The organism is Aquibacillus koreensis (assembly GCF_025154055.1).
Lineage (GTDB): Bacteria > Bacillota > Bacilli > Bacillales > Amphibacillaceae > Aquibacillus_C > Aquibacillus_C koreensis.
Map to the genome: position 1 here is coordinate 10,970 of NZ_JAOALK010000002.1, position 15,449 is coordinate 26,418.

Annotated in this window: 12 protein-coding genes; 7 read left to right on the forward strand and 5 right to left on the reverse strand. The window is 36.2% G+C overall.

Going from position 1 to position 15,449, the window contains the following annotated elements; all coding sequences use genetic code 11:
- The first annotated feature begins 1 nt into the window (after nt 1).
- Nucleotides 2-1,822 carry a vWA domain-containing protein gene (locus NYQ66_RS00285; protein ID WP_259865612.1) on the forward strand — a complete coding sequence of 607 codons (1,821 nt, stop codon included), beginning with the start codon at nt 2-4 and terminating at the stop codon, nt 1,820-1,822.
- Nucleotides 1,803-4,631 (forward strand): VWA domain-containing protein, encoded by a 2,829-nt coding sequence (locus NYQ66_RS00290; RefSeq protein WP_259865614.1) that lies wholly within the window; start codon nt 1,803-1,805, stop codon nt 4,629-4,631. Before NYQ66_RS00285 ends, NYQ66_RS00290 begins: the two co-directional genes overlap by 20 nt.
- Nucleotides 4,632-4,693: 62 nt before the next feature.
- Here the strand turns inward: NYQ66_RS00290 and NYQ66_RS00295 are convergent, their stop codons facing one another.
- Both NYQ66_RS00295 and NYQ66_RS00300 read right to left on the reverse strand, forming a co-directional pair.
- Complete coding sequence (locus NYQ66_RS00295) at nt 4,694-4,840, reverse strand: BH0509 family protein (protein ID WP_259865616.1); 147 nt, start codon at nt 4,838-4,840, stop codon at nt 4,694-4,696.
- 279 nt (nt 4,841-5,119) lie between these two features.
- Nucleotides 5,120-5,266, reverse strand: coding sequence for a BH0509 family protein (locus NYQ66_RS00300; RefSeq protein ID WP_259865618.1), 147 nt, complete (start codon nt 5,264-5,266; stop codon nt 5,120-5,122).
- Nucleotides 5,267-5,594: 328 nt separating this feature from the next.
- On the opposite strand from NYQ66_RS00300, the gene NYQ66_RS00305 reads away from it, so the two are divergent.
- The gene (locus tag NYQ66_RS00305; RefSeq protein ID WP_407652032.1) at nt 5,595-7,562 is read left to right on the forward strand and encodes a GTP-binding protein; all 1,968 of its coding nucleotides are present in this window, start codon (nt 5,595-5,597) and stop codon (nt 7,560-7,562) included.
- 62 nt (nt 7,563-7,624) lie between these two features.
- On the opposite strand, the gene NYQ66_RS00310 is transcribed toward NYQ66_RS00305, so the two are convergent.
- Entirely contained in the window at nt 7,625-8,188 is a 564-nt protein-coding gene (locus tag NYQ66_RS00310) for a hypothetical protein (protein ID WP_259865621.1), read from the reverse strand.
- A 398-nt stretch (nt 8,189-8,586) separates the two neighbouring features.
- Between NYQ66_RS00310 and dacB the strand changes: the two genes are divergently transcribed.
- Nucleotides 8,587-10,059, forward strand: coding sequence for a D-alanyl-D-alanine carboxypeptidase/D-alanyl-D-alanine endopeptidase (gene dacB, locus NYQ66_RS00315; protein ID WP_259865623.1), 1,473 nt, complete (start codon nt 8,587-8,589; stop codon nt 10,057-10,059).
- Nucleotides 10,060-10,538: 479 nt separating this feature from the next.
- On the forward strand, nt 10,539-10,691 hold the full coding sequence (locus tag NYQ66_RS00320) for a YfhD family protein (RefSeq protein WP_259865626.1): 153 nt from the start codon (nt 10,539-10,541) through the stop codon (nt 10,689-10,691).
- Between the two features lie 34 nt (nt 10,692-10,725).
- Here the strand turns inward: NYQ66_RS00320 and NYQ66_RS00325 are convergent, their stop codons facing one another.
- Nucleotides 10,726-10,884 carry a hypothetical protein gene (locus tag NYQ66_RS00325; RefSeq protein ID WP_259865628.1) on the reverse strand — a complete coding sequence of 53 codons (159 nt, stop codon included), beginning with the start codon at nt 10,882-10,884 and terminating at the stop codon, nt 10,726-10,728.
- A 145-nt stretch (nt 10,885-11,029) separates the two neighbouring features.
- On the reverse strand, nt 11,030-12,292 hold the full coding sequence (locus NYQ66_RS00330; RefSeq protein WP_259865629.1) for an L-lactate MFS transporter: 1,263 nt from the start codon (nt 12,290-12,292) through the stop codon (nt 11,030-11,032).
- A 303-nt stretch (nt 12,293-12,595) separates the two neighbouring features.
- Between NYQ66_RS00330 and NYQ66_RS00335 the strand changes: the two genes are divergently transcribed.
- On the forward strand, nt 12,596-12,808 hold the full coding sequence (locus NYQ66_RS00335) for a hypothetical protein (RefSeq protein WP_259865630.1): 213 nt from the start codon (nt 12,596-12,598) through the stop codon (nt 12,806-12,808).
- Between the two features lie 310 nt (nt 12,809-13,118).
- On the forward strand, nt 13,119-15,278 hold the full coding sequence (locus tag NYQ66_RS00340) for a type IA DNA topoisomerase (RefSeq protein WP_259865632.1): 2,160 nt from the start codon (nt 13,119-13,121) through the stop codon (nt 15,276-15,278).
- Nucleotides 15,279-15,449 lie beyond the last annotated feature (171 nt).

Here is a 15,449-nt window from a genome sequence, read left to right on the forward strand (position 1 = left end):
TATGGGGTTTCTAGCACCAATATCCTTCTGGTTTTTGAGTGCAATAGCAGTATTACTATTATTCTATTTTTTTAAGAAGCAATATGAGGATCAGCCGGTCTCATGGATTTATTTATGGGAACGAACAATGAAAGAATGGGAAACAGATCGTTGGTGGAAAAAGCTTCAAAAAAACATCTTATTGCTATTACAAGTATTATTTCTACTATTTCTGATATTTTCACTAACACGTCCATTTATGGAAGGGACAGAAATACGTGGTGATCATCTCGTTGTTATTATTGATTCCTCTGCGACAATGTCCACACAAGTAAATGATCAAACTCGTTTTGATCAGGTGAAAACAGAGATTATGCAATTAATAAATCAACTGGGAAAAGACCATCGCGTGAGTGTTATTGATGCACAAACAACACCTGTACTACTTTTTGCTAATGAGACAAATTTACAAGACGCAAAAAGCGAGGTTTCGTCGTTGAACCTATCCTATCAACAAGAAAATATGAGAGAAAGTATCAATTTGGCGCAAGCGTTGCTTGGTAATGATTCCGGTGAGATTCATATTTTTTCAGATCAGTTGAAGGAAAATAATCTTGAAACACCAATTAATAATCATCTTGTCGTCCATAATATTGATGGAGAATTAGAAAATATATCACTCCAATCTTTTGGAGTGAAGCAAATTGGTGAATCTGTATCAGCAATTGTCACTATAGAAAACCAAAGCAATATCGATCGAGAAGTGAGGGTAACGGTATCTGGTGCGAATGGGATACTAGAAGAAGTTAGTGCATTGATTCCAATAGGTGAGCAAAGAACACTTACAATAGAGAGAATGGAAATTAGCGATTATTACGAAGCGAAAATTGGAGAGGATGCATATTCTCTAGATAATCACGTGTACGCTTTCCTACCAAGCAAACAAGAAACCACCCTTTACTTAGTTGGAGATGTTCATCCTTTTATGGAAAGAGCTCTACAGTCTACAGGAGTAGAAACGATTACCTTATCAAAAGAGGATAGCGCCACTTATACTTATCCAGATGAGCAAGAAGCGATCTATGTAGTAGCGGGAGTGATGGAATCAGAATGGCCGAAGGGTGCGAAATTAGTTCTCTCTCCTAAAGAGGGTGGCTCTTTTGAAATTAGGGAAAAGGTAGAACTTGCTTATCAACTACAGATTTTGGAAGATGATCCAATTATGCAGTACACAAATTTGGATCATATGTATTTATCAAAAGCATATCAGGTTGGAAATTGGAATGGGTTAGAACCAATTGTGAAAAGTGATGACCAAACCATACTTGCAAAAGGAAACTATCAACAAGCACCTATCGTTATGTTTCCTTTAGATTTACAAGATTCGGATTGGCCTCTACATCCTGGTTTTCCAATATTACTTGCCAACAGCTTGGAATTTTTGACGGAAAATAAAGAGTTGGGATACTTTGACCCCATGGAACGGACCGAAATACAACTTTTTCCATCTACAACAGAGGCAATCATTGAAACGGTTGATGGAGACAATATAAGTGAAATCGACCAGGGTGATTCAATGCTAACAGCTCCAAGTGTACCTGGTTTATATCAACTGCATGAGAAGAGTGCTAATGGGTCCGTGTTTCGTGCCTTCGTCGTGCAAGTCCCACATCAAGAACGCGTGATAGAGGAAAGCAATTCTTTTTCGATCTCGGGTGAGGGAGAACAAACATCCTCTATCGCCTTTTCAAAGTTCGAGTTATGGAGAATATTAGCAACGATCGCATTACTGATTCTGTTTATAGAGTGGGAGGTGTATCGACGTGGCATTTCAACTCGATAATCCTCTTTGGTTACTAGCGTTTATCCCAGTAATTATTGTCATGGGCATGTACTGGAGAAAAAATAGAATCACTATTGGAGTAAGGAAAATAGGATTACTATTTATTCGAACGATTGTATTTTCGCTTCTTATTCTAGCATTGGCGGGCGTACAAATACTATGGCCAATTCAACATATGGCAACTGTATTCGTGGTAGACCGTTCCTATAGCATGATTGATCAGGAAGAAAACGCACTTAAACAGATTCAAAATACCATAGAACAAAAGGATGCAGAAGACCTTGCTGGTGTCATTTCAACGGCTAACAGAGCTGCTATTGAGATTCCATTAAACAATCGAAATCGGTCCATCGAAGATTTTCAAACGGAAACAAATCGTTCCTATACGAATTTAGCTGCAGGGTTACAGCTGGCAGGGAGTTTATTTTCAAGCAATGATCAAGGTAGATTAATCCTAATGACGGATGGTAATGAGAATATTGGAGATGCGGTCCAACAAGCAACGTTGCTACAAAAGCAAGGATATATTGTGAATGTGCTACCACTAGAATCAGTCTACAGGGAAGATGTGGCTATTGACTCTTTTGATGTTCCCGAAAATATGTATCTAGGTGAACAAGCTGATATAGCATTAACGATAAGTAGTAGCTTGAATACTAATGTTCAGGTGCGTGTAAAGCAAAATGGAGAGTTAATTTCTGATCAAACTATTGATGTAAGAGAAGGAACGAATCAGATTTCTTTTCAACATATCGTTGCTGAAGATGGATTTCAGACATTTGAAGCAGAAATTATAGCGGAAGGTGATGCAGTAGCAGAGAATAATCAGCTTGCAGCATTTACGGAAACAAAAGGTATTCCTCGGGTATTAGTTGTTGAGGGGAAGGCGGATGCGTCAAAGAATCTAGTTGAATCATTGGAGGCTTCTGCAATACAAACGGAAACCATTCCTGCTGCATTATTGCCTGGGCAATTGAGTAACTATCTCCATTATGACTCTATTGTGCTAAGCGATGTATCGGCGCATATGATTTCTGAACATCAGATGCTATTAATTGAAAATGCAGTAAAAGATTTTGGTGTGGGTTTAATCATGACTGGTGGTGACCAGTCATTTGGTGTTGGTGGTTATTATAAAACCCCGATTGAAAAAGCGTTACCTGTTGATATGGATATTCAAGGGAAAAATGAACTTCCATCACTAGGTTTAGTCATTGTACTCGACAAGTCAGGAAGTATGTCTGGAAATAAAATTGCACTTGCACGTGAAGCGGCAGCAAGATCGATTGATTTATTAAGGGAAAAGGATAATTTAGGTGTGATCGCTTTCGACTCAACTCCATGGCAAGTAGTAGAAACTGGACCGATAGAAGATAAAGAAGCAGTGATGGATAAAGTTCGATCTATTATTGCAAGTGGCGGCACAGATATATTCACCCCAACACAACAAGCTTTTAACCAACTTGAAGCATTGGAGTTAAAGCGAAAACATATTATTCTATTAACGGATGGTCAGTCAGCTGCTACCCTCGATTATCCAAGTATGATTGAACAAGGATTAGAAGAAGGCATTACACTTTCAACGGTAGCGATAGGTTTGGAAGCAGATGGACCATTACTTGAAGAAATGGCTCAACTAGGTGGAGGACGTTTTTATCAGGTGCAAAATGATTCTACGATTCCGACCATTCTTTCAAGAGAGACAGCTTTAATAACACGCACGTATATTGAGGATAATCCATTCTATCCCAAATTAGCGAATGAAATGGAATGGTCTAATTACTTCCTTGAAGGCGTACCTGAAATGAATGCATATATCGCAACGACACCGAAACAACGAGCACAGCATGTACTAGTAAGTGAAAAAGATGATCCTGTATTAACAAGGTGGCAATACGGACTAGGTAGGTCTGTGGCGTGGACGACTGACTTAACTGGTGCATGGGCGGGTGGTTGGCCGGAGTGGAGTGGTTGGTCTCCGTTATGGAATGATATTGTAACTTGGACTTTTCCACAATATGAGCAAAAAGCATATCAAGTAGAACAATCGAACGAGGGGAATGAAGTGAAACTCCAAGTCACAACCCCAGACGATGTTAATTCCACACTTGAGGCGAGTCTCGTGAGTGATAGCGGAGAAGAAGTCGATGTTCATTTGGATCCTATAAGACCTGGAGAATACCAAGGTACTTACACTACTGACGAGCAAGGTGTTTATTTTCTTCAGCTAACGGAAGAACAAGGAGAAGAAGTAGTAGGAACTTCCAAAACAGGCATTGTTGTACCTTATTCAGAAGAATATACGTATAAGCCTACTAGCATGGATAAGCTTGATCAAATTGCTACTGCTGGTGGTGGAAAGGTTATGGAGAACCTTGACGAGGCATTTTCCTCTGAAGGGGTTGAGCAGCGTTATGACAAACAAGATTTATTTTACATTTTGTTAATAGCTACGTTACTTTTATTCTTGGTGGATGTTGCCATTAGAAGGTTTCGTTTTCGTTTTGAATTTAGTACCAAGTTCGATGAAAAAAGAAATCAAACAAAGCAGAAACTGCAAGAATCTGCTAATAAAAGAACTTCTCAATTAAGTCAACTGAAAAAGGCTTCAACGAAAAGAACAACGAAAAGCAAGGCTGATCCTATGAAAAGCAATTCAATAGAAAGTAAGCCTTTTGTCATTAAACCTACACCAAAAAGTAAAGAAAATTTTGTTAGGGAATACCCAAGTGGTACAAAGCCGAATGGTATTGAGAATAAGGAAGACAGATTCGCAAGATTGTTAGATGCAAAAAATCGAAAGAAGTAACAAAAAAGCGCTTGGGCCAGTGGCCTAAGCGCTTCATAAATTATTGGGATTTTTAATAGATGTTACATTAGATCGTAAACAGATTCTTCAAAGTAGAGCCAGTGGAAATATTCGACTTCTTCATCCGACATAGATAGAACTTCTTTTTCATTAAATTTGTTATAGTCTAAAAGGTGTTCAATTTTGTCATTGCGTTCTATTTGGCTCATCATAATCCTCCTAGATAAACCTTCTATAGAGAAGTGTTTATATTATTTGTAAGCGTTTACTTATTTCTTAACTTTATTATATATCTCAAAATTAGATTATTCAAATATCATTTTGAGATTGGTTTTGAAGGAAGTGATATGCTATGTCGAATAGCTTCATCCTAATTTAGGTCATTAATTCCTGTATCTAGGTAATGCGCCCGCCTTAATGGCAAACAGGTCTTAAAAGAGACTAAAAAACAGCCCCTGCAACGCAGGAACTGTTAATATTTCATATATTTACATTAGATCATAAACGGATTCTTCAAAATAAAGCCAATGGAAGTATTCAATTTGTTCGTCAGACATATTTAAAACATCTTCTCTGTTAAATTTGTTTTGCTCCCATAAGTGTTCCATCTTATCATTTCGTTCTACTTGGCTCATCCTAAATCCCCCTCGTATAACCTTCTGTCCCAGTTATGTAATCGCTTACTTATAGATTAAGTTAATTATATATCTCATAGCGAGATTAATCAAATATCATTTTGAGAACGATTTTTCGGATAGTAATATATTTTCGTTATATTAAATGCTTTTTAGTCTTTAAATTAGACTGAAAGATTATATAAAGGTTAAGGAATGTCTGGAAAGTACTGTTTCAGCAAGCTTTTAGTTAACTCACTACACATAAATGAAATTATAGAAAAAGTATCGAACATACCATGATATAATAGTATAAAAACAACATGATACGGACTTGAGGTGAAGGATGTTGTACAAAACAATAGGGTTAGTAGCACACGTTGATGCAGGAAAAACAACTTTCTCTGAACAGCTACTTTACCACGCAAAGGTGATTAAAGAGAGAGGTCGTGTTGATCATAAGGATACTTTTTTAGATGATCATACGATTGAAAAAGAGCGAGGAATTACCGTGTTTTCTGGTCAAGCTACGTTTACATACAATCAATCGACCTACTATGTCTTGGATACACCCGGACACGTCGATTTTTCTCCGGAGATGGAGCGTTCCATACAAGTGATGGATTACGCAATCATTATTATTAGCGGGGTTGAAGGTATTGAAGGACATACAGAAACGGTTTGGCAACTTCTCAGAAAACATCAAGTGCCTACCTTTTTCTTTATTAATAAAACAGACCGGGTAGGGGCAGATGTAAATCGAGTCATGGAAGAAATTCGTCTTCATCTTAGTAACAAGGTGATGGACCTCTCAGGCTTATCTCAAGAAGGTGAGATGGGTGATTCATTGATTGAAAGTCTTGCTGAACGTGATGAACAATTGCTCGAAGCGTATTTGACTAATGGGTATGATCAACAATTATGGTTACAAACTTTAAAAAATAAAATAAAGAAAAACGAGCTTTTTCCATGTGGATATGGTGCAGCAATACAGGATGAGGGGATCCAAGAATTTTTCACTGTGTTGGATCAATTGACAGAATCCGCTTATTCAGATAAGGATGTATTTGCTGGTCGTGTCTATAAAGTTCGTTATGAGGATAATGGTAATCGAGTTACATTTATAAAGGCTTTGAGAGGAAAGTTAAGCATTCGTGAACAGGTGAATTATGGAAATGAGGCTCAGCGAAAACTAGAAAAGGTAACGCAAATGAGAGTATATAATGGGCACGCTTATGAAAATGTTGGTTATGTAGAAGCTGGGCAACTGTTTGCTGTGACTGGTTTGTCTTTGGCTCAAGTTGGAGATGGGCTCGGTGCTATTTCAGACAAAACAACATATGATATGATTCCAACGTTAAAATCAAAAGTGATTTTTGATAATGGTATCCATGTAAAAGAAGTGTTGCAGATATTTAACATACTAGATGCGGAGGATCCTTCTCTTCATGTTGAATGGGATGATTATTTTCAGGACATCCATATTCGTGTAATGGGAGTGATCCAATTAGAAGTATTAGCGAAGATCGTCATGGAAAGGTTCAAGATCGATGTTTCGTTTGGTGAGCCAAAAATATTATATAAAGAAACGATTGAAGCGCCGGTTAATGGTTATGGTCACTATGAGCCGTTAAAGCATTATGCTGAAGTGCATTTATTGATAGAACCTGCAGAAAGGAATAGTGGTCTGCTATTTGAAAACAAGTGTCACCCTAATGATTTATCTATTGGACAGCAAAACTTGGTACATCAACATTTATTAGAGCGTCAACATCATGGACTTTTAACAGGGTCACCGATTACGGATATAAAAGTTACTTTATTAACCGGGCGAGCGCACAATAAACATACATCTGGTGGCGACTTTAGAGAGGCGACATATAGGGCGTTAAGACAGGGGCTTGAAAAAGTGAGAAACATTGTTTTAGAACCGTTCTATGCTTTTAAAATAAAAGTAGAGACAGATCATATCGGTAGAGTTATGTCGGATATTCAACAGGCTCATGGAACGTTTGAATCACCAGAAGTGATTGGGAATTATTCCGTTATAACTGGCCGAGCACCAGTAGCTACTTGGATGCACTATAGTACGGAATTAGCATCTTTTACGCATGGTAAGGGTACCATTCAATTGAGATTTATTGGTTATGAATATTGTCATAACCAAGAGGAGACCATTCAACTAAAAAGTTATGATAAAGATGCTGATCCGAAATATACATCAACATCGATTTTCTGTTCGAAAGGTAAGGGGTACAAAGTACCTTGGTATAAGGCTGAGGAACATATGCATTGCACTATAAACCTAACAAAGTGATAATGTGCACAAAAAAACGCAGGGGGGAAGTTCTAACCTAACCCCTCATGCGTCTATTTCTTTTATTTAAAGTATTCTTGATAATTCTCAGCCATTTCCTTGAATGTACCGTGATTGTTATCTATATATTTGGATACCGTTTCTGTTGATAATTGGTTTCCTTTTTTGGGATAATTGGTGTGTGCTGAGAGTACCCTTTCGATGTCTTCTCTAGTAACAGATAAGGAAGCATCACCAACATGGAAATGAAATTCCTTCGCATTTGGCACTAGAATGGTTAAATAGATTGCATTAAAGTAAAAGTTCTTCTCCACATTGTTTCCATCTAACCAGTAAGCCGTTACATCATCTTCCATAATAGACCCTTCATAGAGGTCATACGTAACATTGATCATTTCATTCGTAAGGTTTAATGTTTCAAGAGTCTCCCCGCCAACTAATTCTTCTACAATAACTTGGACGTCTGAATTACTGTCAACCTGTGTCCCAATATAATCCTTAAGTACATCCAATTTAACATCGTCCATTGTTTGAACGGTAAAGCTAGATTCGCTTTCTGTACAAGCAGTGGTAAATAAGATGCTTGCTGCAAATAAAATAAAAAAAACAGGTTTCTTTAAAGTCATCATAGAACCTCCAAGTCTGATATGAAGTTTAAGATCCTAGTAAAAATGTTATATATAACTATTTCCACAAAAGTACCAATAAGTCCTTTTAACTATTTGGATTTTTGACAAGATACTAGAAAAAGTTACAAAAACAACGAGGATCTAATAGTAAATAAAAAAGCAGATGAAGCATTATGTGATTTCTAAAGGTCTGGTTTTGAAAATATCGAGGTTCGATCAAGTGGAGTGGCTTCACAGGAATGCTCCTTAATTATGTCTCTGATAAAAAATATGTACAAGTTGAGTTTTTACCAATGTAGGATTAGCAGCGGTATTTGGTTTGTACAATCGTACTATTTTAGAAAGATATGGGTACACTAAAGTCTATTGTCTTAATAATAAAGGGTGAGATCAAAATGAGAAAAGCTATATTTATTTCTGTGACTATATTAACTATTGTGCTTTTATTTGGGTTTGGTTTAAGCACTAATATGAACCAGACTGCAAATAGCGAAGAAAATCCGTGGGTAACAGAAATAGATCAGCTTATTAAACAGGATGCCCGAATACAAGGTGCATTGGTAGGTATAAGTGTTCGTTCTGCTAAGACAGGAGAACTACTATATGATCACATGGGTAATACGAGATTAAGAACTGCTTCTAATATGAAACTGCTAACAGCCGCTGCTGCTTTAAATGTACTTGGAGAGGACTATGTTTTTCGAACAGAAGTATTCACAGATGGTCGTATTAAAGGCAATCAATTAATAGGGAATTTGTTTCTAAAAGGAAAAGGCGATCCAACATTACAATCTTCTGATTTTGAACAAATTGCAGAAGATTTAGAAAGTATGGGAGTAACGAAAATAAAGGGTAACATCATTGGAGATGATACATGGTTTGATGATATTCGTTACTCACCGGATCTTGTTTGGAGTGATGAGCATACATATTATGGGGCTCAAGTGTCAGCTTTAACAGCATCACCAAATCAAGAGTATGATGCAGGAACAGTAATTGTTAATGTGCAACCTGGAGATCATGAAGGTGAAAAAGCAAAAATAAAAGTGAAGCCAGAGACAAATTATATCAATATCGTTAACCAAGCCAAGACAGTTGCAGAAAATAAGGAGAGTAAGCTTTTCATTGAACGTAACCATGGATCTAATCAAGTGATAGTGAAAGGGACAATTCCAATTCAATCTCTTCAGCGTGAAGAATGGATTTCTGTTTGGGAACCAACAGGCTATGCCTTAGATTTATTTACGAGAGCACTTCAAAAGCAGGGCATTAGTTGGAATGGTAGCATCTTATACCAGAAAGCACCAGAAAAGATCAAGAGGTTAGTTGTGCATGAATCGATGCCATTATCAGACTTATTAGTTCCATTTATGAAATTAAGCAATAATGGACATGCAGAAGTACTTGTAAAAGAAATGGGAAAAGCAAACAAAGGCGAAGGTAGTTGGGAAAAGGGATTAGAAGTAATGCGTGAACAGTTAACAAATTATGGATTAGATACAGATTCAATGGTCCTTCGTGATGGATCAGGTATTTCTCATGTTAACTTAGTACCGGCAAACCAAATTTCAGACTTATTATATAAAGTTAGACAGGAGAAGTGGTTTAGAACGTATGTAAATGCACTTCCAATTGCTGGTAAAGAAGAGAGAATGACAGGTGGGACATTACGATACCGCTTAAAAGATATAAAAGCTGAGGTCATAGCGAAAACTGGAACAATTTCAACGGTAAGTTCTTTATCTGGCTACATGAAATCAGGCAATGGAAAAGAATTAATCTTCTCGATACTAATTAATAATGTCACAAATGAAGAGGTTGGCCGATCGATCGAAGATAAAATTATACATATCCTTAACGACCAGTGATTAGAGAAGGTTTTTTGTAGTGGAGTGAATTTATTATTAATTATTCTCTGTCCTAGCACAGTTAATGTGTGAGCATGCGGCTATGAGAGACCTTATTTTATTGTAAAGGCCAATTTTTTAATCTGAGTGGCTATACAGTTCGCTATTTTAAAAATTGACGACAAAATCAATGAAAACAGGGCAAATAAGGGCTCTGGAAGCCGCTAAAATCGAAAAGTCTAGGTTTTAATCCAAATAAGAGCACTCACAGCCGATTAAATATCAAATATCTCTTAAGTCCTTATTTACCTAGTTAGTCATCGTACTAACTACTGATTTTCTCGAAAAGAAAAATGAATCTTAGATTTTAGAGTACCTAGTAAGGTCGGATTTCCATCAGAAAAGCAAAGCAATGACATTTAGTAAGTTAAAACCATACATATTTTTATGTACTTTTATCATACTAAATAATGTGAAACAACAAGAAAAGGGGTGTATGTATGGGTCGAGACGAGCATCGTCATCGTAAGAATAAAGCTAAGCTTCCGCAAACACCTAAGAATCAGAAAGATGCGACTGGTGTAGATATGGAAATGTCAAACAATCCTCAAGTTCAATTTGGAATAGAAGAAGAGAAAGAAAATCGTGATTAAATAAAAGAAAGAACCTCGTGATCATGAGGTTCTTTCATTCTAGTTCCAAATCAATCTCATAGGCATCTGGTATATGTAAAGCTTCATAGGAATAGATATTATTTTCCTCAATAAATGCTAACATTTCTTCAATTGAATAAAACCATTCATAATTACTTGCGTTATAAGTTAATAAATATTCAGGCTCTTCCACTTTTCTACACCTCTCCAATCCTGTTCTAAATTTAGTATGGACACATTTCTACTCTATGAAACATACATAAATTTAGAATGGGACAAGGGACCTATCGCTTTAAAAAAATAACAGCCCCCCTAAAAAGGGGCTATTATTTAAGAGCCTATGCAACAGACTTTGTTGCTTTTAGTGCTTCTTTTTCAATAGATTTTATGTTTAATCGCATGATGATGCTTGTCGCAAATGCAACTACTAGTAATATAGCAAAAATATAAAATGTTGCGTTATAACTTTGTGTTGCATCGTTAATTGTAGCTACGATCATTGGACCGAATACACCTGCACAAGACCAAGCCGTAAGTAAATAACCGTGAATTGCACCAAGTTGTTTTGTTCCGAATAAATCGCCAATAAATGCTGGTAATGATGAGAATCCACCACCGTATATGGATAAAATAATGAAAATGTAAATTTGGAATAAAATTGGATTTGACGTCATTGGTAATAACAGGAACAGTACCATTTGAACCGCAAAGAAAATAGAGAAGACATTACTTCGTCCTAAGTAATCAGAAATCGATGCCCAACCAATTCTTCCTAAGCCGTTAAACAGACCCATAATCCCTACCATAGAAGCAGCAGCTACAACAGACATTCCTACTTTTTCTTGAGCCATTGGTGATGCAACAGAGATTAACATGATTCCGGATGAAATGTTGATAAACATCATGATCCATAGTAACCAAAACCTTTTTGTCTTTACTGCTTCATTTGCTGTTAATTGAGATAGATCAGCCTTTGCCTTACGTTTTTTCTTTTTGGTATCAGATACTTCAGTCATTCCCTTAGGCATCCAACCTTCTGGTGGCCTAACAATATAAGAAGCACCAGCTAGCATTAGAACTAAATATGATCCACCAAGGATTAGAAAGGTTTTAGATAAACCAACTGATTGAATTAGAGATGCTGCTACTGGGCTAGCAATAAGAGAACCTGCACCAAACCCCATTACAGCCATTCCAGTTGCAAGACCTCTTCGATCCGGAAACCATTTTACTAAAGTAGATACTGGGGAAATATAACCAAGGCCTAGTCCAATACCACCAATCACACCGTAAGTTAGGTAATACAGAATTAATGATTCCATTTGAATTGCTAATCCTGCACCTAGAAGTCCGGCAGAAAACAATATTGCTGCAAGTGTTGCTGACTTTCTCGGTCCCCATTTTTCAACGTATTTTCCAAGTGTTGCTGCAGATAATCCTAAAAACATAATTGCAATGGTGAAAGATAATGTTACTTCTTTACTGTTCCAACCAAGAGAATCGGACATTGGGTTTTTAAATACACTATACGCATATGTCGATCCTATAGATAAGTGGATAGCGATTGCCGATAGAGCTATAAGCCATCGATTTTTTTTCATGATATACACCTCTAGATTGTTATTTTCTACACTTTAACTATAACAAAATGTGGGAACTTTAAGGGTGAACTTTCTGTGAATATTTTCACATATTGATATTAAAATTGAAAATTGTTCATAGAGTTGTTACAGAATTCAATAGATGATTCGTGTATAGTGCTTAATTAAATTTTTTGAGAACGTAAACATGGAACCGTCCCCATGTTCTCAAAAAAAGGTTGATTTGAAAAAGGATTCGTGTATTCTATTAAATATACTAAAATATATTATTGGAATTATTTTGTTGGTTGAAGAGGTGTTGTCATGGATTTTATTTTAGCAACGATGGAGAAACCTGTTGATAACTTATTGGGAATGTTATTATGGGCAGTTGTTTATATGTTAGGTACTGGCATTGTTTTTACAATTGCATTATGGTTAATCCCAAATCGCATTCCATATGGAGTAAAAAGTGCGATTGTTGGTATAGCTGTATTTATTAGTCTGTTTGTATGGTGGGGAACCATTATAAACTGAACACCTAGGAAAAAGGAAGAACAAACTTGTTCTTCCTTTTTCTATTCTTCACACCACTCATCTCTCCATTCTACATTATTGTTTGTCGAACTAATATTTAATTAAGATTAATATTAAGTTTTTCTATTTTGAGTTTGTATTCGTACCGCAAGTACTTATTTTGTGGTCACATTTGTGTAATTTTATTGATTAATCCACCTACATTTTTCAAATTTGAATAGGAGATGTTCCTCATAAAAGGTGTTATAATAAGGGGCATTGCTAGTGAACGTTTGGGAGTCATACATAATTTAGAAAAGGAATGAAAAACATGGGTACGACCGTTATTTTGGCAGAAAAGCCATCTGTTGCTAAAAATATAGCTGATGCCTTGAAAATAAAAAATAAGAAGGATGGTTATTTTGAAGGAGATCAATATATTATTACTTGGGCTTTTGGTCATCTACTACAATTGTTTGATGCAAAAGATTACGACAGCAAAATGTTGCGATGGAAAATGGAAAATTTCCCATTCATCCCTAATCAATTTAAATATAAGGTAAAGACAAATCCACGAAATAATCAACGCGCCGATGCAGGTGTATCTAAACAGTTGAAAACGATTGGAAAATTGATGAAAAGAAATGATGTCGATACAATAATTTCGGCTTGTGATTTCGACCGAGAGGGCCAACTGATTGGCGATAGTATTATATCCAATATTAATCCCGGTAAAAAAGTTTATCGACTTCTTTTAAATGAGTGGACCCAACAGGAAGTGATCGAAGGTTTAAAGAAGGTTCGACTAAATGAGGAGATGCGTCCGCTTGGTGATGCTGGACTAAGTAGACAGTGGGCAGATTGGGTAATTGGAATAAATTTGACGTCGGTTGCGACTTTAAAATATCAAAAAGGGAAAGGGAAAGCACTAAATATTGGACGAGTATTACTACCTACATTAAAAATTATTTATGATCGTGATAAAGAAATAAAACAGTTTGTCCCGGAAGATTATTTCAAGCTACAGGCTACTCTAGAAACGAAAGATAATCAGGAGTTTCAAGCGGTATATGTGGAAGGAAAGCAAGAAAAGTTTAAAGCGCAACAACCACTTGGAGAGATACAAAAGCAATTGAAGGACAAATCGGCCCTAGTTATTGATAAACATGTAGAACGAAAGAAGGAATTTCCACCGTTATTATTTAATTTATCTAATCTACAAGGTCATATCACAAATAAGTATAAGGGATGGACATCAGATAAAGTTTTAAAGGTAGCGCAATCGCTTTACGAGAAAAAGCTAATTACTTACCCGCGTACATCAAGTATTGCTTTAGAAGAAAGCTTGGTTGGAAAAACTGCAAAAGTATTGCAAATGATTACGGAGGATTTGCCGTATAAAGATGAAGTGACATTTGTAAAATCCAAGCGTGTCTTTAACAATAGTAAAGTTGAAAGTCATAGTGCGATCATTCCAACTTATGTAAAACCAAAAAAACTAACGTCTGACCAGCAGATTGTTTACGATGCAATCAAAAACAGGTTAATCATGCAATTTATGAAGCCAGCAGAGTATGAAGAAACAAAACTTTTATTAAAAGTAAAAGGAATAAGTCTTAAAGGAATCTTTGTTGCCAAAGGGAAAGTGCAACTGATTGAGGGATGGAAAAAAGTTGAACGTATGGTAACCAAAGATACATTGTTACCACCTATTGATGTGAATGAGGAATTACTGATTATAAATACCGAATTAACTGCTCATACCACGAAACCTCCGAAGTACCATACAGAAAAAACATTGTTGCGCGTGATGGAAACGTGTGGGAAGAGCTACCGTGAAGAGGACAGTGAAGCACTATTAGGAGCGATTTTATCCGGATTCAGTATTGGTACACCAGCTACAAGAGCTGAGACAATTAAGAAGTTAAAAGATATTGGCTATATTACTAGTGAAAGTAAGAACTTACTAGTTACGGATCTGGGAAGAAAACTAGTAGAGACTTTTCCGATTAGCGAATTGTTTGACTTGGAATTCACTGGAAGACTAGAGAAGACGTTATCGGATATTGAGCGAAAAATAGTGACAAAAGATCAATTTCTTAGCTTTGTTTTTGATTTTACGAATAAAGCGGTTGCGACAGTAAAATCGGATCAAGATGTGCTCATACAGGAAATTACTTCTCAAAAGAAATCAACAGAAGTGCTAGGGAAATGTCCGATATGTGGAAATGCGATTATAGAGGGTACGAAAGGTTTTGGTTGTAGTAACTGGAAAAATGGTTGCAAGTTTGTTGTGTGGAAGAATGATAAATACTTAGCCGCAATGAAAAAGAGAGTAACAAAAACGATGGTGAAAAGTTTACTAAAAGATAAAGTTGTATATGTAAAAGGTCTGACAAGTAAGAAAGGGAATAAGTTTAATGCATATTTAAGCTATGAAAAAAATAAAGATAATGCATATTTTAGTTGGAGGATGGAATTTAAAAAGTAAAGCCCAGTAGGTTATTTGGAGCAGATTAATATAAGATCGTAGATCAATTAAATTGTCACTTAATGCAAGGTTTTATTTTAGAGAACCAAAATAAAACGATGACTTTACCTAAATATTGGATGAGGATCTGAAATTAAGATTAAGCGAAGTTGAATAACCTATCATCGGATA

Excerpts from the sequence above, each read along its gene's own strand:
- NYQ66_RS00330 (WP_259865629.1), bottom strand. The coding sequence starts at position 12,292 with ATGAAAAAAAATCGATGGCTTATAGCTCTATCGGCAATCGCTATCCAC.
- NYQ66_RS00335 (WP_259865630.1), top strand. The coding sequence starts at position 12,596 with ATGGATTTTATTTTAGCAACGATGGAGAAACCTGTTGATAACTTATTG.
- NYQ66_RS00295 (WP_259865616.1), bottom strand. The coding sequence starts at position 4,840 with ATGAGCCAAATAGAACGCAATGACAAAATTGAACACCTTTTAGACTAT.
- dacB (WP_259865623.1), top strand. The coding sequence starts at position 8,587 with ATGAGAAAAGCTATATTTATTTCTGTGACTATATTAACTATTGTGCTT.
- NYQ66_RS00285 (WP_259865612.1), top strand. The coding sequence starts at position 2 with ATGGGGTTTCTAGCACCAATATCCTTCTGGTTTTTGAGTGCAATAGCA.
- NYQ66_RS00320 (WP_259865626.1), top strand. The coding sequence starts at position 10,539 with ATGGGTCGAGACGAGCATCGTCATCGTAAGAATAAAGCTAAGCTTCCG.
- NYQ66_RS00300 (WP_259865618.1), bottom strand. The coding sequence starts at position 5,266 with ATGAGCCAAGTAGAACGAAATGATAAGATGGAACACTTATGGGAGCAA.
- NYQ66_RS00340 (WP_259865632.1), top strand. The coding sequence starts at position 13,119 with ATGGGTACGACCGTTATTTTGGCAGAAAAGCCATCTGTTGCTAAAAAT.
- NYQ66_RS00310 (WP_259865621.1), bottom strand. The coding sequence starts at position 8,188 with ATGACTTTAAAGAAACCTGTTTTTTTTATTTTATTTGCAGCAAGCATC.